The sequence below is a fragment of the Providencia rettgeri genome (genome assembly GCF_041075285.1).
Taxonomy (GTDB): domain Bacteria; phylum Pseudomonadota; class Gammaproteobacteria; order Enterobacterales; family Enterobacteriaceae; genus Providencia; species Providencia rettgeri_G.
Window position 1 is genome coordinate 2,772,782 of the sequence record NZ_CP163512.1, and the last position, 20,808, is coordinate 2,793,589.

General features: G+C 41.7%; 22 protein-coding genes. 7 read left to right on the forward strand and 15 right to left on the reverse strand.

The window, feature by feature from the left end; genetic code table 11:
- Positions 1-14: 14 nt before the first annotated feature.
- From AB6N04_RS12585 to dolP, 3 genes are all read left to right on the forward strand, one after another.
- Positions 15-389: a YraN family protein gene (locus AB6N04_RS12585; protein ID WP_369308655.1), complete on the forward strand. Its 375-nt coding sequence runs from the start codon at positions 15-17 to the stop codon at positions 387-389.
- 607 nt (positions 390-996) lie between these two features.
- The gene (gene diaA, locus AB6N04_RS12590; protein ID WP_004925390.1) at positions 997-1,587 is read left to right on the forward strand and encodes a DnaA initiator-associating protein DiaA; all 591 of its coding nucleotides are present in this window, start codon (positions 997-999) and stop codon (positions 1,585-1,587) included.
- 9 nt (positions 1,588-1,596) lie between these two features.
- Positions 1,597-2,172, forward strand: coding sequence for a division/outer membrane stress-associated lipid-binding lipoprotein (gene dolP, locus AB6N04_RS12595; RefSeq protein ID WP_369308656.1), 576 nt, complete (start codon positions 1,597-1,599; stop codon positions 2,170-2,172).
- A 63-nt stretch (positions 2,173-2,235) separates the two neighbouring features.
- Here dolP and mtgA read toward each other — a convergent pair whose 3' ends face one another.
- From mtgA to arcB, 3 genes are all read right to left on the reverse strand, one after another.
- Positions 2,236-2,958, reverse strand: coding sequence for a monofunctional biosynthetic peptidoglycan transglycosylase (gene mtgA / locus AB6N04_RS12600; protein ID WP_369308657.1), 723 nt, complete (start codon positions 2,956-2,958; stop codon positions 2,236-2,238).
- 8 nt (positions 2,959-2,966) lie between these two features.
- On the reverse strand, positions 2,967-3,617 hold the full coding sequence (gene elbB / locus AB6N04_RS12605) for an isoprenoid biosynthesis glyoxalase ElbB (protein ID WP_369308658.1): 651 nt from the start codon (positions 3,615-3,617) through the stop codon (positions 2,967-2,969).
- A gap of 232 nt (positions 3,618-3,849) precedes the next feature.
- A complete protein-coding gene (gene arcB / locus AB6N04_RS12610; RefSeq protein ID WP_369308659.1) occupies positions 3,850-6,195 on the reverse strand; it encodes an aerobic respiration two-component sensor histidine kinase ArcB in 2,346 nt (781 codons plus the stop codon).
- A gap of 362 nt (positions 6,196-6,557) precedes the next feature.
- On the opposite strand from arcB, the gene AB6N04_RS12615 reads away from it, so the two are divergent.
- A complete protein-coding gene (locus AB6N04_RS12615; protein ID WP_369308660.1) occupies positions 6,558-7,964 on the forward strand; it encodes an FAD-dependent oxidoreductase in 1,407 nt (468 codons plus the stop codon).
- Positions 7,965-8,194: 230 nt separating this feature from the next.
- Here AB6N04_RS12615 and sspB read toward each other — a convergent pair whose 3' ends face one another.
- From sspB to zapE, 5 genes are all read right to left on the reverse strand, one after another.
- Positions 8,195-8,689, reverse strand: coding sequence for a ClpXP protease specificity-enhancing factor (sspB, locus tag AB6N04_RS12620; protein WP_369312105.1), 495 nt, complete (start codon positions 8,687-8,689; stop codon positions 8,195-8,197).
- Between the two features lie 7 nt (positions 8,690-8,696).
- Positions 8,697-9,338 carry a stringent starvation protein SspA gene (gene sspA, locus AB6N04_RS12625; RefSeq protein WP_206083565.1) on the reverse strand — a complete coding sequence of 214 codons (642 nt, stop codon included), beginning with the start codon at positions 9,336-9,338 and terminating at the stop codon, positions 8,697-8,699.
- Between the two features lie 524 nt (positions 9,339-9,862).
- On the reverse strand, positions 9,863-10,255 hold the full coding sequence (gene rpsI, locus AB6N04_RS12630) for a 30S ribosomal protein S9 (RefSeq protein WP_004258235.1): 393 nt from the start codon (positions 10,253-10,255) through the stop codon (positions 9,863-9,865).
- A 14-nt stretch (positions 10,256-10,269) separates the two neighbouring features.
- On the reverse strand, positions 10,270-10,698 hold the full coding sequence (gene rplM, locus AB6N04_RS12635) for a 50S ribosomal protein L13 (protein WP_006814213.1): 429 nt from the start codon (positions 10,696-10,698) through the stop codon (positions 10,270-10,272).
- A 305-nt stretch (positions 10,699-11,003) separates the two neighbouring features.
- Positions 11,004-12,128: a cell division protein ZapE gene (gene zapE / locus AB6N04_RS12640; RefSeq protein WP_369308661.1), complete on the reverse strand. Its 1,125-nt coding sequence runs from the start codon at positions 12,126-12,128 to the stop codon at positions 11,004-11,006.
- 331 nt (positions 12,129-12,459) lie between these two features.
- Between zapE and zapG the strand changes: the two genes are divergently transcribed.
- The 3 genes from zapG to degS all read left to right on the forward strand — a co-directional run bounded on the left by zapG (position 12,460) and on the right by degS (position 15,808).
- Positions 12,460-12,864 (forward strand): Z-ring associated protein ZapG, encoded by a 405-nt coding sequence (zapG, locus tag AB6N04_RS12645; RefSeq protein ID WP_286227892.1) that lies wholly within the window; start codon positions 12,460-12,462, stop codon positions 12,862-12,864.
- Positions 12,865-13,234: 370 nt separating this feature from the next.
- Positions 13,235-14,629, forward strand: a complete 1,395-nt coding sequence (locus AB6N04_RS12650; protein WP_369308662.1) for a Do family serine endopeptidase — start codon at positions 13,235-13,237, stop codon at positions 14,627-14,629.
- A gap of 114 nt (positions 14,630-14,743) precedes the next feature.
- A complete protein-coding gene (gene degS, locus AB6N04_RS12655) occupies positions 14,744-15,808 on the forward strand; it encodes an outer membrane-stress sensor serine endopeptidase DegS (RefSeq protein ID WP_369308663.1) in 1,065 nt (354 codons plus the stop codon).
- A 112-nt stretch (positions 15,809-15,920) separates the two neighbouring features.
- Here degS and murA read toward each other — a convergent pair whose 3' ends face one another.
- From murA to mlaF, 7 genes are all read right to left on the reverse strand, one after another.
- Entirely contained in the window at positions 15,921-17,183 is a 1,263-nt protein-coding gene (gene murA / locus AB6N04_RS12660) for a UDP-N-acetylglucosamine 1-carboxyvinyltransferase (RefSeq protein WP_369308664.1), read from the reverse strand.
- 52 nt (positions 17,184-17,235) lie between these two features.
- Positions 17,236-17,490 carry a BolA family iron metabolism protein IbaG gene (gene ibaG, locus AB6N04_RS12665; RefSeq protein WP_369308665.1) on the reverse strand — a complete coding sequence of 85 codons (255 nt, stop codon included), beginning with the start codon at positions 17,488-17,490 and terminating at the stop codon, positions 17,236-17,238.
- A gap of 212 nt (positions 17,491-17,702) precedes the next feature.
- Entirely contained in the window at positions 17,703-17,993 is a 291-nt protein-coding gene (gene mlaB, locus AB6N04_RS12670) for a lipid asymmetry maintenance protein MlaB (protein ID WP_369308666.1), read from the reverse strand.
- Position 17,994: 1 nt separating this feature from the next.
- Complete coding sequence (gene mlaC / locus AB6N04_RS12675) at positions 17,995-18,624, reverse strand: phospholipid-binding protein MlaC (RefSeq protein WP_369308667.1); 630 nt, start codon at positions 18,622-18,624, stop codon at positions 17,995-17,997.
- A gap of 36 nt (positions 18,625-18,660) precedes the next feature.
- Positions 18,661-19,158 carry an outer membrane lipid asymmetry maintenance protein MlaD gene (gene mlaD, locus AB6N04_RS12680; protein WP_369308668.1) on the reverse strand — a complete coding sequence of 166 codons (498 nt, stop codon included), beginning with the start codon at positions 19,156-19,158 and terminating at the stop codon, positions 18,661-18,663.
- 3 nt (positions 19,159-19,161) lie between these two features.
- Positions 19,162-19,944 carry a lipid asymmetry maintenance ABC transporter permease subunit MlaE gene (mlaE, locus tag AB6N04_RS12685; protein ID WP_369308669.1) on the reverse strand — a complete coding sequence of 261 codons (783 nt, stop codon included), beginning with the start codon at positions 19,942-19,944 and terminating at the stop codon, positions 19,162-19,164.
- 6 nt (positions 19,945-19,950) lie between these two features.
- Positions 19,951-20,754: a phospholipid ABC transporter ATP-binding protein MlaF gene (gene mlaF, locus AB6N04_RS12690; protein ID WP_369308670.1), complete on the reverse strand. Its 804-nt coding sequence runs from the start codon at positions 20,752-20,754 to the stop codon at positions 19,951-19,953.
- Between the last annotated feature and the right edge of the window lie 54 nt (positions 20,755-20,808).

The following is a 20,808-nucleotide window of genomic DNA, read 5'->3' on the forward strand; positions in this document are numbered from 1 at the left end:
CAGACAAGGACGTCATGAAAACGGTTCAAAAATCCTTAAAATGGTTAACAGGTCGATATTACGAAAATCAAGCCCTCCGGTTCCTGAAAAAGCAGGGGCTGACCCTTATTGAGCGCAATGCCAAAAATCGAGGTGGAGAAATCGACCTCATTATGCGTGACCAAATAAATTGGGTATTTGTTGAGGTACGATTTCGCAAAAATTGTGATTACGGTGATGCACTTTTATCAGTAAACTGGCACAAGCGTAGGAAATTATTAGCTGCTGCCAAAATTTGGCTTGCACAACGGCAAGAAAGTTTCGAAACCAGTGCCTGTCGATTTGATATTTGTGCCGTTACAGGGAACCGCTTCGAATGGATACAAAATGCCTTTAATAATGAAGGCTAACATTCGTCCAGACGCTATTGTGCTTTTCTAAACAAACAAAAGCCTACAATTAGAATGAGCGATTGCAGTCAACACAGCGACGGCGCGAACAGACGGGTTTACCCTAAATTATTCGTGTTGTCGCAAGGCGACAAATGAGCTAATCCCTATGAGCATACAAAAGTATGTGATTAGGGTTAGCGATTGCAGTCAACACAGCGACGGCGCGAACAGACGGGTTTACCCTAAATTATTCGTGTTGTCGCAAGGCGACAAATGAGCTAATCCCTATGAGCATACAAAAGTATGTGATTAGGGTTAGCGATTGCAGTCAACACAGCGACGGCGCGAACAGATGGGTTTACCCTAAATTATTCGTGTTGTCGCAAGGCGACAAATGAGCTAATCCCTATGAGCATACAAAAGTATGTGATTAGGGTTAGCGATTGCAGTCAACACAGCGACGGCGCGAACATGACGGGTTTACCCTAAATTATTCGTGTTGTCGCAAGGCGACAAATGAGCTAATCCCTATGAGCATACAAAAGTATGTGATTAGGGTTAGCGATTGCAGTCAACACAGCGACGGCGCGAAGAATGACGGGTAAATTTTTACAGGAAAAAACCAGTGCTTGATAGAATAAAAGTTTGTTTTACCGAAAGTATTCAAACTCAAATTGCAGCTGCTGAAGCGCTGCCCGATGCGATTTCTAGAGCTGCCATGATGATGGTTCAGTCTTTACTTAATGGCAACAAAATTTTATGTTGTGGCAATGGAGCATCTGCTGCTACTGCACAACGTTTTGCTGCTAGCATGATCCACCGATTTGAAACTGAGCGCCCGAGCCTTCCTGCGCTTGCACTTAATACCGATAACGCGGTCCTTACCGCTATCTCAGGCAGTAAGCAACCTACTGAAATTTACGCGAAACAGGTTAGAGCGTTGGGGCAGCATGGTGATGTTTTAATGGCTATTTCGACTCATGGTAATAGCAGCGACATTATTAAGGCTGTTGAAGCTGCGGTCACCCGTGATATGACCATTGTTGCACTGACTGGCTATGATGGTGGTGAGCTCGCGGGATTACTCGGCCCGCAAGATGTTGAAATTCGTATTCCTTCACAGCGCAGTGTTCGAATTCAAGAAGTCCATCTTCTTACTGTAAATTGTCTATGTGATCTTATAGATAATACTCTTTTCCCACATCAGGATGATTAAGGAGACAAAATGCGATTAATACCCATTTTTGCCATAGTAATCAGTACGATTCTTTTACAAGGCTGTATTGGTGCCGCTGTTGTTGGTTCTGCAGCAGTTGCCACAAAAAGTGCATCTGATCCACGAACTGTTGGCCAACAGGTTGATGATGGTACATTAGAAGCTCGTGTTAGTGGTCAGCTAAATAAAGATAAAGAAATTACGGGTAAAGCGCGCATTATTGCCACTGCCTATAAAGGTAATGTGCTATTAACTGGTCAAAGTCCTGATATGTCATGGGCTGAACGAGCAAAACAAATCGCCTCTAAGGTTGATGGCACTGTGTCAGTTTATAATGAAGTGCGTAGTGGTGAGCCCGTAGATTTAGGTACTGCCTCAAAGGACACATGGTTGACGACTAAAGTAAAATCGAAAATTTTAGCGAGTGACAGTGTTAAATCCGGTAGTGTAAAAGTGATCACTGAAAATGGCGAAGTTTTTTTACTTGGCATATTAACAAGGCAAGAAGGTGACGCTGCGGCTAAAATCGCCAGTGAAACTGACGGCGTCCGTCGAGTTACGACGGCTTTCACTTATCTCAATTAATCATAAACAATAATATATCCGAATAAGAATAAGAGCCATCAGTGAGAAACTATGGCTTTTTTCTTATTCCGACAAAATATCATTCACTTTCAGAAAATTCTTACCCCCCAAAAGATGCATTTGGTTCAATATCCACGCTTGTCGCTTCAAAACATAAGAAGATGGTGATTTTACACTGTAGCGATGTGGATTTGGAAGAACCGCCGCTAAAAGTGCAGCTTCACTCATAGAAAGCTTGCTAGCAGGCTTATTAAAAAATTTATTTGCAGCCTCTTCCACCCCAAAAACCCCATCACCAAACTCTGCAATATTAAGATAAATAGTCAATATTCTCTGTTTTGACCACATTAACTCCATTATAGGAGTCATTACTGTCTCAAGCCCTTTTCTGATCCAGCTTCGTCCATCCCATAACCAAAGGTTTTTAACTGTCTGCTGAGAGATTGTAGATGCTCCTCTGATTGATTGTTTATTGTTCGCATTATGTTTATAAGCACGCTCAATTGCATCAAGATCAAACCCCCAGTGATGAGGAAAATTTTGATCTTCAGATGCGATAACCGCTAAATAAATATACGGAGAGATCTGTTTTTCATTAACCCAATCAGAACGTGAAACATAAGAAAAATTTAATGTTGCCCATGCACTTATTTGACGCTCAGCCATCACAGCAGAGAATGGCACGGGGATATATTTAAAGATGATCACAGTACAAAACCACACCACAAGTAATGAAACTGTGATCTTCTTTAACCCATGCCACAATTTAGAAACAATAGTTAGCATTCAAATAATCACGCCATTTCCAATACTTTCTTAACGAGTTTATTAATCCCTATATTTGCTTCAGAAATTGATTGTGCCAGCATATAAGCAGGGGTTGTTACAACTCGGTTAACTTCATCAACAACGATCTCATCAACGGAACATTTAATGTGCTCTCCCCCCATATTTTCTATTTCAGCAATCGTTTTACTATCATCGCCAATAGTTAATTTCACTGATGTATTTAACATTTTTGGCAGCATGACAGGTGCAATACACATAAGCCCTAGCGGCTTTTTTTGCTGGTGCATTTGACGAACTAAACTTAATAGTTCTTTATTAATTTTGCACTCACTACCTTTGACTGCAAAATCACATAAATTTTTTGCAGCCCCAAAACCGCCAGGAATAATGAGTGCATCCAGCTTAGAGGCATCTGCTGAGGATAAAGGGGATATTTTACCACGTGTAATACGTGCAGATTCCTCTAATTGATTTCTCTTTTCTGATTTTTCATCTCCATTTAGATGATTTATAACAGTAGGTTGAAACTCATCAGGAGCGAAAAAGTGAACTTCAGCATTATTTTGACTCAAAGCTAGCATAGTTAACACTGACTCATGGATCTCGCTTCCATCAAAAACACCACAGCCACTTAAAATAACCGCAATTGATTTCATATCTTCCTCCATTTGTAGTAAATTATCTCTCAGGCGATAAGGCTGACAAACATCAATCTTCATCACAGATTTTAATGAATCTTGTAACAGATTCGCTAAATTTTGGTATCTTGATGTTATACCTTACCACGATATACCTAATTTAGTGATTTGCTTAGAATGAAAACTACATGCAAATCAACGATTTCCCTGGTGTTGGCGCAGTATTCGCGCACCCCAACTTCGGTTGGGGTTATTTTTTTGTGCGCTCATCAACCCAGTTTCTTAAAGTTTCTATATCACCTTTCCAATCCTGCTTTAATTCATCGACCCATTCTTGAACATTGTCCCACCAAGCTGGTAAATCAGGAGATTGGATTTGCTGGGCTATTTTCTGTAAATTCTTTAAACCTACAGAGCCAGCTGCACCTTTAATCTTGTGAGCCTCTTCCACAATCCCCTTTTGATCCTTTGCCACCATATTAGAATCGAGAATAGCGAGATAACCCGGTAGCATTTTTTCAAATACCTCTAGCCCGTCATAAATTAATTTAGGGCCTACCAGTTCAATATATTGCTCTAACATTTCACAGTCTAACCTTGACTCATCAACAGTAGACGCTTGGCTATCATTTTTCTGTTCTTCGCTAGATGAAGCCTGCTCCCCCCAGAATTGTTCAATAACTTGAGTCAATGCTGGAACAGATAATGGTTTACTTAACACACCGTCCATCCCCGCATCAAAGTACGCTTTTTTATCTTTAAGGACATTTGCCGTCAGTGCGATAAGCGGCGGTAAATCCTCTTTGTCATATTGTTGTTTCAACTGTTTTGAAATATCCAAGCCGGTCATATCTGGTAACTGAATATCCAATAACACTAAATCGTATTCACCAGGGGCAAACATGGATAATGCATCCTTACCTGTCATGGCGACATCCACTGTGTTACCTAATTTTTCTAAGACTGAGCAAGCAACAACAACGTTTAACTCAATATCTTCCACTAATAAAATATGCAGAGCAGGTAAGGGTAAATCATCATCACTTTCTTCAAGTTCAACAATATCGTCTTCAACAACAGGCGCAGAGATTGATAATGTAAATGAAGAGCCTTCGCCTATTTGGCTTTCAACATGGATGTCCCCACCCATATTTTGTGCTAACCGACGGGATACAGAAAGCCCAATCCCCGTTCCCGTTGCAGGTTTACCCCCAGCAGAATCTGTTACTTGATAGTACATAGCAAAAATTTTATCTAACTCATCTTTAGGAATGCCGATCCCACTGTCTTGAACCCTAAAAAACAGTTTATTTTCAGGCTCTTGCCAGATACTTAGTTTCACTTCACCTTTTTGTGTAAACTTAACGGCATTACCAATTAAATTCCACAATATTTGGCGTAAGCGCGTTCCATCAGTTAGGACTTTTTTCGGTAATGCTGGCGAGACATCCATAACAAATTTAAGCCCTTTTGGCTGGACTAATAAGCCACTTAAATTTTCAAGATCATTCACAAATTCAGATAATGTGACTGGCTGGTTATCTAGCTGGACTTTACGACGTTCGATTTTATCCATCTCAATGACATCATTGAAAATATTACCTAATGTCACCGCACTGACATGAATTGTTTTTAAATAGCTAGATTGTTCCGAAGTAAGATCGGTGTCTAACAAGATACGGCTTAAGCCGACAATCCCGTTAAGGGGCGTACGAAGCTCGTGGCTGATGGTTGAAATAAACGTGGTCTTCTCCCTACTCGCGTTCTCTAACGCCTCCTGATAGCGTTTACGCTCTGTTATATCGCGACCAAAACCCATTAGCCCGTGACGTTTACCCACTCGATCGTAGAATGGGACTTTTCGTAGCTCAAAACAGGCTTTTCTACCATCGGGGTAAACCAGCCATTGTTCATAAGTCAAAGAAACATTATGACGGAACACTTTTTCATCGGTTTCCATCACTTTAGACGCAATTTCCACATCATAAATATCTAGTGGTGTCAGACCAACTAAGTGTTTTTCACTTTTACCCGTCAGAAGTTCCATTGCCCTATTACACCCTGAAAATTCGTTATTTTCGTTGCGGTAATAAACTAAGTCGGGGGAGGCATCAAGAAACGAACGCAACAGCACCGATTGCTGTTCAAGTTCAATTTGGGTTAATTCACGATATTTCATTTCTTGCTTAAGTTGTTCAAGCAATTCTAAATGTGCGTGCTCTGCTTTTTCACGTTCCAATATTTCGAGGTTGAGTTGCTCAATATTACCTTGTAATTGTGTGTTTAATTCAGCATCACGCTTGCGCATTACCTCGAGTTTATCGACCATACGTGATAACCGCTGACGCGACTCTTCAAGTTGCTCCACGACAACGGAAAGAAAGTAAACGGCAAGCGGGGTGATGATAAGTCCAAAGAAAATAGACCCGACCATATCTAAACTATCTACGTGTCCACGTAAGAAGATCGTGACTGCCATTTGCATTATCATGGCCAGTACAACAAGTGCTGATGCTAATAATAGGGAAAACCGCACCAACCCAAGTTTCATCATCAAATCGACATAGTATTGCGCAAGGCCGCGAAGTACTTTCATAACCACCCCTTAGTAAAATTCTCTTTGAATCATATATCAAACAAGGCAGATTCGGGTGTTTATTAATACAAAATGTCGATCCTGCTCATTCAATAGCCATTTTTTATCATTAATGATAAATAACAATCAGGTATTTTCTTTGTTTTCGCTCGGGTAAAAATGTATCTTGAGTAGTAATTCATCATAATCAATTGAAAAACAAATCAATAATGTAAGTTATACTTATTTTCTAGGGGCTGCTACTTTTCATTCGAATTAAAGCCATTTTAGGCAAGGCGAGAGGTTCGCCGCCTAGCGTTAAATCTCAATGTTGAGATTTCACTACATGATATAAATTCAGACTCAGTTCAGTAAGGAATACCATGAGTGCCAAAATTATCGGTCTCCCACGACATGAACCGCCCAAAAAAGCGATCGATATTCGAAAAATACATTTTGTCGAGATTTATGAGCCCGATGATGTTGAAAAGACTCAACAACAAGCCAGTCGATGTCTTTCCTGTGGGAGTCCATTTTGTGAATGGAAATGCCCTTTGCATAACGCCATCCCCAAATGGCTAAAATTAGCAGAGGAAGGTCGTATTATTGAAGCAGCCGAATTATCCCATCATACCAATAGCCTACCCGAGGTCTGTGGTCGTATTTGTCCACAGGATAAATTGTGTGAAATGGCCTGCGTATTAAACGATACCTTTGGCGCTGTCACGATTGGCCAAATAGAGCGTTATATCAATGACACGGCACTCTCTCTGGGTTGGCGACCCGATCTCTCTCGAGTCACCCCTGTTAATTTCCGTGTTGCAATTGTGGGTGCAGGTCCCGCGGGTCTTGCCTGTGCCGATGTTTTAACGCGCAACGGGGTGCAAGTGACTGTATTTGATAAACACCCTGAAATTGGTGGCTTATTAACCTTTGGAATACCTGCATTCAAATTAGAGAAACAGGTAATGGTTCAGCGACGCGAGATTTTTACTGAAATGGGGATCCAATTTCAACTTAATGTTGATATCGGTAAGGATATCCCGCTAAATACGCTTGAAAACGCTTATGACGCAATTTTTCTCGGAACAGGGGCGTATGGTGCGATTAAAGGTGAATTGCGAAGAAATGGCGCTCATGGCTGCTATGAAGCCCTACCTTACTTAATTGCGAATACACGCCATTTAATGAAGCTCCCGCCTTTACCTTTTGAACCTTATATCAATTTACAAGGGAAAAACGTGGTGGTTTTAGGGGGAGGAGATACCGCAATGGATTGTGTGCGAACGGCAATTAGACAAGGTGCGGCACGAGTAGCCTGTATTTATAGACGCGATCAACTCAGTATGCCAGGCTCCGATAAAGAAGTTCGTCATGCTCAAGAAGAAGGTGCTGAGTTTTATTTTAACCTTCAAGCAACTGAGATTCTTTTGGATGAATTTCAACATGTCAACGGCATTTCCGTTATTCGAACGCAAAATGGGCGATTTAATGCCGGACGTTATGAAATTGAGCCAATCGCGTATTCTGACTTTATCATTGAAGCCGATGCCGTAATCATAGCTTTTGGTTTTCACCCACATAAACAACCTTGGATAGAAGAGAGTCTGGTACAACTCGATTCACAAGGGCGTATTTGTGCCAGTCGCAGCAGCACGTTTCCTTTCCAAACCTCCCGTGAAAAAATATTTGCCGGAGGTGATGCCGTTCGAGGCTCCGATCTTGTCGTCAATGCAATTGCCGATGGTCGCAATGCCGCTGAAGGTATTTTGCTTTTTTTAGGTGTTTAAAGGAGTTAAAGAAGATAAAAAACAGAAGGAAGCCCCTCTGTTCAGACTGCTGACAAACCGAATAGGTTTACTGGCAGGTTAGATAGGTTTGAAAAATAGACTAGGAAAATCAATATATTGATATTCGCCTGATAACACAAAGTGGGAAAAAGCACGCTTTTATCCCACTTTGCCAATTACTTCAACAGAGGGGAACACCTCTGTTTATCCATCAACATGACGTTGATCTGCTACTTAACGACTCTTAACGCTGGTCTACCTTTCGGTGGCCTTGGTGGTTCATCATCAGAAGGGTCTTCTGCATTACGCTCTTCTATTGGGCTATCTTGAACTAATGTGATCCCCTCTTCATGTGAGTCATCCACATCGTTAAAATCGGAAGAGAGCTCCGCATCATATGCTGCCTCAGGTTCAAACATCATTCCTGCGCCATTCTCACGTGCATACACAGCCATAATTGCAGCCATTGGGACATACACTTGACGAGGAACGCCACCAAAACGTGCATTAAAACGGACTTCGTCATTAGTAATCTCAAAGTTACCCACAGCACGTGGCGCAACATTCAACACAATTTGTCCATCCCGAGCAAATTCCATTGGAACGTTAACGGCAGGAACAGTGACATCAACCACCAAATGCGGTGTCATATCGTTATCAAGTAACCACTCATAGTGGGCACGTAACAGATAAGGGCGACGTGGTGACATTGCTGCCATTTCCATCATACTGTTAGCCTCTTGCTGACAGACGCATTTCGCGCTCTAATTCCGTCAAGGATGCTAAGAATGCATCACGTTCAAACACACGTTGCATATACATTTGCAAATGTTTGCTATTAGCCGGTTTTAGCTCGATACCCAATACAGGTAAACGCCATAATAGCGGTGCTAAGTAGCAATCAACTAAGCTAAATTCATCACTCATAAAGAATGGCATTTCAGCGAAAACAGGTGAAACGGCAATTAATTCTTCTGTTAATTGACGACGAGCGCTATCTGCTTCCTGAGCGCTACCTTTCTCTACTTTGTGCATCAGAGAATACCAATCTTTTTCAATGCGATGCATTAATTGGCGGCTCGTTCCACGTGCAACAGGGTAAACAGGCATCAGTGGCGGATGAGGGAAACGCTCATCAAGGTATTCCATGATAATTAGCGGATCATATAAAGTCAGTTCACGGTCAACCAATGTCGGAACGCTTTGGTAAGGGTTGAGATCAATGAGATCTTGAGGCGGATGACCGGGTTCAACATGTTCAATTTCAACGCTAACCCCTTTTTCTGCCAAGACGATACGCACCTGATGGCTAAAAATGTCAGTTGGGCCTGAGAACAATGTCATTACCGAACGTTTGTTAGGAGCGACAGCCATTAAAACCTCCAAATTACAAAAATGGACGAAATGTAATTAATTTTTAATTACCCGGTTACCCATTTTAAAATCCCCTGTGTTGCTCTTTCATTTATCCATACTGAAAGTCAACACAACCCTCCCGCACAGAAAGGCGAGAAATGATGAAATAAAAAAACAGGGGCATATTCTAACAGATTTTGTACAGCTTAGGGGGGCTTAGTAGAAAAAATCATAGATTTATTTCATTAGAAGAGATTAATCAAAAGAAAAACAAGAATAAAAACCAAACTAACTGAAATTACAGGAAAATAAACCTTAAAGTTAACTCCATGGTTATCTAAATAATAAGACAAAGATAGACAATTTATATAACAATAAGTGATTATTTTAAATTTTAGACTAATTCATTATCTTTTTCTGCTAATTATATTTAATTCTTTTTTTAATTATCGTTAGGCGTCAGCTTTCTGATTTTTGGGCAATAAAAAACCCGCCATAAAAGACGGGTTTTTTCATCAATTTTATGCCTAATAGGCAACAAATTAACGTTTGGAGAACTGTGGACGACGACGTGCTTTACGCAGACCCACTTTCTTACGTTCAACAGAACGCGCATCACGAGTAACGAAACCAGCTTTACGCAGATCAGAACGAAGAGTCTCATCATAAGCCATCAGTGCACGAGTAATACCGTGACGGATTGCGCCTGCTTGACCTGAAATACCACCACCTTTAACAGTGATGTACAGATCCAGTTTTTCCAACATTTCAACCAATTCTAACGGCTGACGAACGACCATGCGCGCAGTTTCGCGACCAAAGTACTGTTCCAGTGTACGCTGATTGATTGTGATGTTACCGCTACCCGGCTTAATAAAGACACGAGCAGATGAGCTTTTGCGGCGACCAGTGCCGTAGTATTGATTTTCAGCCATTGCTATAATCCCGATTAAATGTCAAGAACTTGCGGTTGTTGAGCCGCGTGGTTGTGCTCATTACCTGCGTAAACTTTCAGTTTACGGTACATTGCACGACCCAGAGGTCCTTTTGGCAACATGCCTTTAACCGCGATTTCAAGCACACGCTCAGGACTGCGAGCAATCATTTCTTCGAAAGTTGCTTGCTTGATTCCACCTACATGGCCAGTGTGGCGATAGTAGATTTTGTCTTCGCGTTTTTTGCCGGTAACAGCAATTTTTTCTGCATTCAGAACGATGATGTAATCACCAGTATCCACGTGCGGAGTGTATTCCGCTTTATGCTTACCGCGCAGACGGCTAGCAATTTCTGTTGCAAGACGGCCTAAAGTTTTGCCATCTGCATCAACAACGTACCAGTCGCGTTTTACGGTTTCTGGTTTAGCTGTAAAAGTTTTCATTAAAACTTACCCAATATTGAAGTTACACGTTGGTGAACACTCATGTTCATAAGCTTTCTGAGGTTCACACGACTCTTTGTCCAGTAAACCTACCCCTTCGAGCAGCCTAACTGGCATTATGCGTTATTTTTTGGGAAATAAAAAATAGCGCTGTAACGTGGGGTCGCAAGATTATAGAGAAGTCAGAAACAAAAATCGACCCCAAATGCATTTTTTTTACGTTTGTGTGAATATCAAACACAACTTGTTCTTAATTTAAACATTTTCGCTTAGTCAGTCGGTAAAACCTGTAGTCACCATAAAGCTTAAGCCAAATGTGGAATTTTTAAGTATTCCTCACTTTGCATTTCTTGGAGTCGTGATAAGCAGCGTTGATATTCAAAAGCTAAAAGCTCCCCTTGATATAGTGATCCCATCGGGACTTCTGCATTGATCACTAATTTCACTTTACGTTCATAAAACTCATCCACCAGCGCAAGAAAACGCCGCGCAGGGTTTTCATCTTTCGTGCCCATCACTGGGACATCGTATAACAAAACCGTGTGGTAACAATTTGATAAGTAAATATAGTCATTTTGGCTACGCGGCTCTTCACACAGCACTTTAAACTCAACGGCTAAAACGCCTTCAGCCGAACGGAGAACCTGCATTTTACGGTGATTAACCTCTAAAACCGGATTTATCTCCCCCGGCTTACCCGCCAATTTGACGAAAATGTCATCCAGATGCTGGCGATTTTGTGCATTAATTGGGGATAAAAAAAGGTGAGCTTGCGTCAACGTACGTAAGCGATAGTCAATCCCGGCATCAACATTCATCACATCACAATATTTTTTAATTTGTTCGATGGCAGGTAAAAAACGCGCTCGCTGTAACCCATTGCGATATAAGTTATCGGGAATAATATTTGATGTCGCAACCAATGTGATCCCTCGGGCAAACAACCCCTCTAACAGTGTTCCAAGGATCATTGCATCCGTAATATCAGAGACAAAAAATTCATCAAAACATAATACATCTGTTTGTTTTTTAAATTCATCTGCAATGATATCTAGAGGGTTTTCCTGCCCCTGCAAGGACATCAAATCTTCCTGCACTTTTTTCATAAAGCGATGGAAATGCAGCCTAAGTTTACGATCACCAGGCAAGCTTTCATAAAACATGTCCATTAACCATGTTTTACCTCTCCCCACGCCCCCCCACATATACAAACCTTGAACGGGAGTCAGGGTTTTATTTGATGCGCTTTTCCCGAGTAATCGGCTAAAAAAACCGTTATTTTTTCCATTTGGCGCAACTGAAGCAGCACTCGTCAGTTGGTGATAGATGTTATCTAAACGTTCTACGGCAAGCTTTTGTACGTCATCAGGCTGATAATTGCCATCCGCTAGCGCTTGTTGATAACGCATTTTTGGGGTCATCGGTGACATTAACTGAATAATCCTTAAAAAATTTTCGGTTTTTTTACCGTTATTTGATATACACTGCCTTTATTATAACCAGATTCAGTTATCATTTAACTTTCGGTTAACGAATCGTCATAGAGTAAGGAAATTCACCTTAAGATTCCACTCTTAAAGTTGTTAACTGTTTTTACAATTACTCGATTCAAGCGTTGTGGGTTTTACCATCATTTAACCGCCAAACTAGACTATGTTGCGACACTTTACTTGACGCCTACATGCAACTTGAATTATTTAAGGTATAGTAACGGTAACGACGCTTAATTTCTGCGAACATTGAAGTAATGAAGGAGTCAGCATGACCTGGGAGTATGCATTAATCGGATTGATTGTGGGTTTTATCATCGGTGCATTAGTTGTCCGCTATGGTAATCCAAAACTTCGCCAACAAAAAACAGCGCAAGCTGAGCTAGACAAAAAAAGTACTGAGCTTGAAGAGTACCGTAAAGAATTAGTCAGCCATTTTGCGCGTAGCGCAGAATTATTGGATAAAATGGCACGTGATTACCGTCAGCTATACCAACATATGGCACAAAGTTCATCTGAATTAATGCCAGATATGCCAGCACAAGATAACCCGTTTAATTATCGTCTAACGGAGTCTGAAGCCGATAACGATCAAGTCCCCGTAAAAATGCCACCAAGAGATTACTCAGATGGCGCATCGGGCTTATTCCGCCCTATCGAAGAGAAAGAAAAGTAATTTCTAATTGTGTATCACCAGTAAGTGTTACTTACTGGTGATTTCTGACTATATTCACTCAAATTCCCCGTCAAATTCGCATCATATACTGCAAAATATTCGTTTAATAATCTTGAACAACATTTCTGTCTAAATTAAATTTAATGATTTATTTAACAAGCGTATAGAAGTTAAAGTTTTACTTAAGTTACGTGTAAATAGATGTAAAAGAGTGATTAATTACTATCTGTAGATGGAACTTTTGCGCATAATCTGTAGTCATAGTCTTCAGTAAAATTGAATCTTATACCAACCAAATAGAAGCTCATTGCGTTAGCTTAAAAGGCACACAGTGAGTTGAACTTATATTCTTGAGAGAATTGACTGAATTATGAAGAGAAAAAACTTTTTTCTTACCGCTATCGCAATGAGCTTAGGCTTATCATTGGCCACTATCCCAACAGTTAGTAGCGCTGCATTACCAGCGACATTACCAGCAACGGAACAAAGCCAAAATATGCCAAGCCTTGCACCAATGCTTGAAAAAGTGCTGCCTGCGGTTGTGAATATTCACGTATCGGGAACCCGTGTACAGAATCAACAAATCCCAGAAGAGCTAAAATTCTTCTTTGGTCCAAATATACCTTCTCAACAACAAAATGTGCGTCCATTTGAAGGTCTTGGCTCAGGCGTGATTATTGATGCGCAACAAGGCTATATTTTAACCAACAATCATGTCATTGATGGTGCGGATAAAATTCAAATTCAATTAAATGATGGTCGTGAAATTACCGTAAAACTGATTGGTAAAGATCCGCAAACCGATATTGCGTTACTGAAAATCTCGAATGAGAAAGATATCAAAAATTTAACTGCGGTTAATATGGCCGACTCTGACAAGTTACGTGTTGGTGATTTTGCGGTTGCGGTTGGTAATCCATTTGGATTAGGTCAAACCGCGACATCCGGCATTATTTCGGCTTTGGGTCGTAGCGGTTTAAACCTTGAAGGGTTAGAAAACTTTATTCAAACCGATGCATCTATCAACCGTGGTAACTCTGGTGGCGCGTTAGTGAACTTAAATGGTGAACTGATCGGTATCAATACCGCGATTTTAGCGCCTGGTGGTGGCAATATCGGTATCGGCTTTGCTATCCCAAGTAATATGGCAAAAAACCTGAGCGAGCAGCTAATTAAGCACGGCGAAGTTAAGCGTGGCATTTTAGGTATTAAAGGAACAGAGATGAGCTCTGATATCGCAAAAGCCTTTAATATTGATGCACAGCGTGGCGCGTTCGTCAGTGAAGTTCTGCCAAAATCTTCAGCGGCGAAAGCCGGTATTAAATCCGGTGATGTTTTAGTCTCTGTTGATGGCAAACGTATTAATAGCTTCGCGGAACTAAGAGCAAAAATCGGCACCAGCCAAATCGGCAAAGAAATCACAATTGGTCTCATCCGTTCAGGTAAGCCAATGGATGTGAAAGTGGTGCTTGAAAATGATGAAGGCTCAGCGACACGAGCAGAAAAATTAAGTGAGTCATTGTTAGGGGCAACCATCTCCAATGCTACTGTTAGTAATACACGAGGTGTTCAAGTCGATAGCGTCACCCCTAAATCCCCAGCGGCAGCTATTGGCTTAGTCAAAGGTGACTTAATTTTTGGTGTGAACGACCAACGTGTTGAAACTATTGAACAATTCCGTAAAATTATCGATGCTAAGCCCCCAGTGTTAGCAATGAAAGTATTACGTGGTGGCGAGACCTTATATTTATTAATGCGCAATTAATTCATAAAATTGAGTCTTAAAATCAATAAAACAGGTACAGTATCACTCTGCTGTACCTGTTTTTTTATGTTATGCTCAGTACATGTTTAAAAATAACTGCATCTCCAATATGTTATGGTAAAGAAGCTAACTGTTTCTGTCATGCTAGGCCTATTAACTGCGTTGATTATCATCATTGCGGTACCTTCATTGCGCCCTCAAGGTTTAGCGGATTTACTGTATGGCAAAACGAATAGTGAACCAGTCAGTTATAACAAAGCAGTACGCCGTGCTGCCCCTGCCGTCGTTTATGTTTACAGTAGTTCAAAAGGGAGTTTTTCCCAGTCTGGTCGTGAACTTAAATCACTCGGCTCAGGCGTGATCATGAGTCCAAATGGTTATATCATTACTAATAAACATGTGGTTGATAATCCAGATCAAATCTTAGTTGCGCTACAGGACGGCGCGATTTTTGATGCATTACTGGTAGGCTCTGATGCACTAACTGACCTTGCGGTATTGAAAATTGATGCCGATAACCTCCCCGTGATCCCTATTAATACTCAACGTATTACCCATGTGGGGGATGTCGTCCTCGCTATAGGGAACCCATACAACATAGGGCAAACCGTCACTCAAGGCATTATCAGTGCGACTGGTCGTGTTGGCTTAAGCTCCACTCGTAGACAAAATTTCTTACAAACCGATGCCTCCATCAACTCAGGTAACTCAGGCGGAGCTCTAATAAATACCGAAGGCGAGTTAGTAGGCATTAACACCCTTTCCTTCACTGCCGGGCAAGGTATTACCTCAGAAGGTCTCAGCTTTGCCATTCCAACAGCCCTCGCAACCAAAATCATGGATAAACTGATCCGTGATGGACGAGTGATCCGCGGTTACATTGGTATTACGGCTCGGGAATTGCCACAAATCAGGTCTAACAACAATAATATCAATCAAATACAAGGGCTTCGTGTTTTCCAAGTTGCACCAAACGGTCCAGCAGCTAAAGCGGGTATTGTGCAAGGGGACATTATTTTATCTGTCGATGGTAAACCGGCGATTTCCGCCGCTGAGACGATGGATTTAGTCGCCGAAATTCGTCCGGGTAGTAAAGTCCCTGTACAGATTTTACATGAAGGCGAAATGAAAACGGTTGATGTGATTATTGAAGAGAACCCCGAAGGGCAATCTGGCTAAATAGCTGCCAACCAATATTGAGATAAAAAATGTGCTCAACTTGAAGTGACCTCCAATAGTTGGACAACCAATTAATGGAGGTCGTTTTATATCAATTCAACAAAAGAGAAACTTAGTCGTTCGAATGAACACGCTGAATGTCGGCCCCTAAACCACGCAGTTTATCTTCAATATGCTCATAACCACGGTCAATATGGTAAATACGGTCAACGGTTGTCGTGCCTTCAGCAATGCAGCCAGCGATAACAAGGCTTGCCGATGCACGTAAATCTGTCGCCATAACTTGCGCCCCTGTTAACTTCTCAACGCCGTGGCACAGTACCGTATTACTTTCGATTTCAGCATGAGCTCCCATACGGATCAGTTCAGGGATATGCATAAAACGGTTTTCGAAAATCGTTTCAGTGATAAGCCCTGCGCCTTCAGCCACTAAGTTAAGTAAACTAAACTGTGCTTGCATATCTGTTGGGAAGCCTGGATGTGGCGCAGTACGGATAGTCACCGCTTTTGGGCGCTTACCTTGCATATCGAGGCTAATCCAATCATCACCGATTTCAATTGTTGCGCCAGCTTCACGCAATTTTGCTAATACCGCATCCAAAGTGTCTGGACGGGCATTACGGCAAATAACTTTACCGCGAGAAACTGCCGCGGCAATTAAAAATGTGCCAGTTTCAATACGGTCTGGTAGCACTTTGTATGTCCCACCGCCTAAGCGTTCAACCCCTTCAATCACAATGCGATCAGTCCCTGCACCTGTGATTTTGGCACCAAGGGTATTTAAGAAATTGGCAGTATCTTCAATTTCTGGCTCACGCGCTGCGTTTTCGATGATGGTGGTGCCTTCAGCTAATGTCGCCGCAGTCATAATAGAAACGGTAGCCCCGACACTGACTTTATCCATCACGATACAAGCCCCTTTCAGGCGACCATCAACGGTCGCTTTTACATAACCATCTTCCAGAACAATATTTGCCCCTAACTGTTCTAACCCTGAAATATGTAAATCCACAGGGCGAGCACCAATAGCACATCCCCCGGGTAAAGAAACTTCACCATGACCAAAACGTGCCACTAGTGGTGCCAGTGCCCAGATAGAAGCGCGCATTGTTTTCACGAGATCATATGGGGCGCAGTAAGTCGTTACGGTGCTTGCATCCACAAAGACTGAGCCATTGCGTTTTACTTTCGTACCAAGCTGGTTCAGCAATTTTATGGTGGTATCAATATCCCTCAAATGCGGGACATTCTGTATTTCTACTGGCTCTTCAGCCAATAGAGCAGCGAACAGGATTGGCAGCGCAGCGTTTTTCGCGCCAGAAATAGTAACCTCACCCGATAAGCGGGTTGGTCCTTTAACTAAAAACTTATCCATTCAAGTATTCTCGTATGTCGAATTGTACAGGCTGTTCGCTTAGGCTTTGAAATCAAAGGCCACTAAGTTTACGGTCGCGCTCCCATTGCGCAGGGGTGTACGCTTTAATTGATAGAGCATGGATGCGGTTATCCGCAATATATTCCATCAATGGCGCGTAAATTGCTTGCTGTTGCTTAACACGGCTCATACCGTCAAACATGTCACCGACAGCGATAACCTGAAAGTGGCTACCATCGCCCGTAACAATAGCCTCATCCAGAGGCAACTTTTCCATCAATACTTGTTTTATTTCGTTGGTTTCCATAGTTACTCTATTATGATTATTTGTGATTAATTTTACTCTCACTTATTCTAGTTGAATGTGCCCAATTAGTCACAACGCGAATTGTTAGAGCATAAATGTCTATCCTAAAGGATTAAGCCTAACACTTAAACCAAAGAAAACGCCTCTTACGCACAAATGCACGTAGAGGCGCTTATTTTTACATAACTTGACTGAATTTAAGACTCTTCACCTTAGTCCAGAATGATGGTTTTCACCCCATATAACTCAATAAGTGTATTCAAGTTATCACTGGCACCAATAATATTTAGAGACTGCTTTTTAGTTTTAAACTCGCCTTTTAAGCGAACTAACATTGCAAGCCCTGCCGAGTCAACATGGGTTAAAGCAGAAACATCTATTTTTTCAATGTGTTCCAACAATGGGGATTTTTTATCCCAAAACGACATTAATGAATCACGATCTAACGAACCCGTTAGATGCAAAGTGGAACCCGTTTTTTCCCATGCCAATACGTGGCTCATACTATTTTTTCTCTTCTAAGGTAATTGGCGCTTTGGCACTAATTTCTAACTGTTTTGTTAAACCATCAATGCCTTGCTTGCGTAGAATATCCCCCCACTCATTTTGTTTAGTGGTGATCATGCTTACGCCTTCAGCGATCATGTCATACGCTTGCCAGTAACCTGTTTTACTATTTTTACGCCATTGGAAATCTAAGCGCACTGGTGGACGACCATTGGTATCGATAATTGTTACGCGAATTGCAACAATGTTTTTATCGCCAATAGGTTGCTCAGGTGCAATTTGGTAAGTTTGACCATGGTACATCGCAAGAGCTTGACCATAAACCTGCTCAAGGTAATCTTCGAATGCTGTAAAATAAGCCTCACGCTGTGCAGGTGTTGCTCCTTTATAGTAAGTTCCTAAAACTAACGCCCCTGCGTATTTAATTTGCACATAAGGCAGCAGTTCTTCACGAACGATAGTTCTTAAGTATTCAGGATCTTGCTTGATTTTTGGCTGTTCAGATTTTAACCGATTAAAAGTTTTTGCTGCCGCCTCATCCATTAATTTATACGGATTAGTTTGGTCTACAGCCATCGCAAACGGCGCAATAACCAACATGGCAACCATCATTAAACGTTTAAACATAATTCATTCCTTTAACTGTTTTGAGGAAGCTTCAGATTACTTAGATGCAGGCTCAGTGCCTTGGCTATCGCCACTCTTATATAAGAACTGCCCGATTAAATCCTCCAACACCATTGCTGGCTTAGTATCCTCAAGGCGTCCACCATTTTTCAAGATAGAAATACCTAATTCTTCATCATCTGGGCCGATATTCATGGCAATATATTGTTCGCCGAGTAACCCTGAGGTACGAATGGATAATGAACTTGAATCTGGAATATTGTCATATTCACTCAATAAATCAATTTTCACTTCAGGCACATAGTTCTTTTTATCGAGTGTAATACTGGCAACACGACCGACCACCACACCGCCAACTTTGATTGGAGACCCCTCTTTCAAGCCACCAATATTTTCAAAAGACGCTGAAATTTGATAGGTGGATTGGCTACCAATCGATTTCAAATCGGCGACTTTTAAACACAAAAAAATAATTGCGGCTATCGCCAACAACATAAAACAGCCAACCCATATTTCACTTTTTTTACTTTGCATGACTTAGTTCCCAAACATCAGTGCGGTAAGTACGAAATCCAGTCCTAAAACAGACAATGACGCATGAACAACAGTTCGTGTTGTTGCTTGGCTGATCCCTTCCGAGGTTGGAATTGCATCATAGCCATTAAACAGTGCGATCCACGTGACGGTGAAAGCAAATACTAAGCTTTTGATAACACAGTTAACCAGATCGAGTCGCCAGTCGATAGAAGATTGCATTGATGCCCAGAAAAAGCCTTCATCAATCCCCTTCCAATCCACACCAACCAATGCGCCACCTAAAATACCAACAGCCACAAAAATCAGTGATAACAGCGGCATACTAATAAAGCCGGCCCAGAAACGCGGAGCAATTACCCGTCTTAATGGGTCAACCGCCATCATTTCTAGGCTCGAAATTTGTTCGGTCGCTTTCATTAAGCCAATTTCAGCGGTCAATGCAGAACCTGCTCGCCCGGCAAATAACAAAGCAGTCACAACAGGCCCTAGCTCTCTTAATAATGAAAGCGCCACCATCATTCCGAGACTTGCTTCTGCGCTGAATGTGGTTAGGACAAGGTAACCCTGTAGCCCCAACACCATACCTATAAACAAACCCGATACTGCTACAATCAATAACGATTGTACGCCCACAGAATACAACTGCTTCATCAGAAGCGGCCACTGTTTAGCAAATTCAGGTTTTCCTAATAAGGCACGAAACAGCATGTAACCTGCTCGTCCAAAGGCAGAAAAAATATCAATCCATCGACGTCCGAAGGCTGCTATCGCCTTTATTATCATCTTATTTTACCCTAATAAATCAGCCAGATAATCATTGGCGGGAAAACGGAATGGTACGGGTCCATCAGCGATACCGTCAAGGAATTGACGCACTCGCGGATCTTGATTATCTCGTAAGTCTTCCCCCGTTCCCTGAGCAATAACATGCTGCTGGGCAACAATATACGCATTATCAGCAATGCTCAAGACTTCAGGCACATCATGAGAGACCACCACACATGTTACGCCAAGTGATTGATTCAGTTCATCAATCAGTTTAACTAAAACCCCCATTGTAATTGGGTCTTGCCCCACAAAGGGCTCGTCAAACATGATCAAGTCGGGATCAAGGGCGATTGCACGTGCTAATGCAGCACGACGAGCCATCCCACCTGAAAGCTCAGATGGCATCAGTTTTGCCGCACCACGTAGTCCAACTGCCTCTAATTTCATCATTACCGTTGTGTGAATTAAAGACTCAGGTAAATTTGTGTGCTCACGCAGTGGAAACGCCACGTTATTAAACACATCCATGTCAGTGAACAGCGCCCCAGATTGGAACAGCATGCTCATTTTTTTACGTGATTGATATAACTTTGACCGTGATAATGACGGAATATTATCGCCATCAAACCAAATTTCACCTTCATTTGGACGTAATTGCCCCCCAATCAAGCGCAGCAATGTCGTTTTACCAATTCCAGATGGCCCCATAATTGCTGTAATTTTACCGCGAGGTACTGTCAGGTTAATATTTTCAAATATTTTCCGATTGCCTCGAGTAAAGGACATGTTCCGTACTTCGATTAAGTTGTCTGTCTGTGCTTGCATTGTTAAATAACTCGTTATACATCATGTCGGTGTATCATTTTTACCCGTTCAGAT

Excerpts from the sequence above, each read along its gene's own strand:
- AB6N04_RS12585 (WP_369308655.1), top strand. The coding sequence starts at position 15 with ATGAAAACGGTTCAAAAATCCTTAAAATGGTTAACAGGTCGATATTAC.
- dolP (WP_369308656.1), top strand. The coding sequence starts at position 1,597 with ATGCGATTAATACCCATTTTTGCCATAGTAATCAGTACGATTCTTTTA.
- mtgA (WP_369308657.1), bottom strand. The coding sequence starts at position 2,958 with ATGCTAACTATTGTTTCTAAATTGTGGCATGGGTTAAAGAAGATCACA.
- elbB (WP_369308658.1), bottom strand. The coding sequence starts at position 3,617 with ATGAAATCAATTGCGGTTATTTTAAGTGGCTGTGGTGTTTTTGATGGA.
- arcB (WP_369308659.1), bottom strand. The coding sequence starts at position 6,195 with ATGAAAGTACTTCGCGGCCTTGCGCAATACTATGTCGATTTGATGATG.
- AB6N04_RS12615 (WP_369308660.1), top strand. The coding sequence starts at position 6,558 with ATGAGTGCCAAAATTATCGGTCTCCCACGACATGAACCGCCCAAAAAA.
- sspB (WP_369312105.1), bottom strand. The coding sequence starts at position 8,689 with ATGGAAATGGCAGCAATGTCACCACGTCGCCCTTATCTGTTACGTGCC.
- sspA (WP_206083565.1), bottom strand. The coding sequence starts at position 9,338 with ATGGCTGTCGCTCCTAACAAACGTTCGGTAATGACATTGTTCTCAGGC.
- rpsI (WP_004258235.1), bottom strand. The coding sequence starts at position 10,255 with ATGGCTGAAAATCAATACTACGGCACTGGTCGCCGCAAAAGCTCATCT.
- rplM (WP_006814213.1), bottom strand. The coding sequence starts at position 10,698 with ATGAAAACTTTTACAGCTAAACCAGAAACCGTAAAACGCGACTGGTAC.
- zapE (WP_369308661.1), bottom strand. The coding sequence starts at position 12,128 with ATGTCACCGATGACCCCAAAAATGCGTTATCAACAAGCGCTAGCGGAT.
- zapG (WP_286227892.1), top strand. The coding sequence starts at position 12,460 with ATGACCTGGGAGTATGCATTAATCGGATTGATTGTGGGTTTTATCATC.
- AB6N04_RS12650 (WP_369308662.1), top strand. The coding sequence starts at position 13,235 with ATGAAGAGAAAAAACTTTTTTCTTACCGCTATCGCAATGAGCTTAGGC.
- degS (WP_369308663.1), top strand. The coding sequence starts at position 14,744 with ATGGTAAAGAAGCTAACTGTTTCTGTCATGCTAGGCCTATTAACTGCG.
- murA (WP_369308664.1), bottom strand. The coding sequence starts at position 17,183 with ATGGATAAGTTTTTAGTTAAAGGACCAACCCGCTTATCGGGTGAGGTT.
- ibaG (WP_369308665.1), bottom strand. The coding sequence starts at position 17,490 with ATGGAAACCAACGAAATAAAACAAGTATTGATGGAAAAGTTGCCTCTG.
- mlaB (WP_369308666.1), bottom strand. The coding sequence starts at position 17,993 with ATGAGCCACGTATTGGCATGGGAAAAAACGGGTTCCACTTTGCATCTA.
- mlaC (WP_369308667.1), bottom strand. The coding sequence starts at position 18,624 with ATGTTTAAACGTTTAATGATGGTTGCCATGTTGGTTATTGCGCCGTTT.
- mlaD (WP_369308668.1), bottom strand. The coding sequence starts at position 19,158 with ATGCAAAGTAAAAAAAGTGAAATATGGGTTGGCTGTTTTATGTTGTTG.
- mlaE (WP_369308669.1), bottom strand. The coding sequence starts at position 19,944 with ATGATAATAAAGGCGATAGCAGCCTTCGGACGTCGATGGATTGATATT.
- mlaF (WP_369308670.1), bottom strand. The coding sequence starts at position 20,754 with ATGCAAGCACAGACAGACAACTTAATCGAAGTACGGAACATGTCCTTT.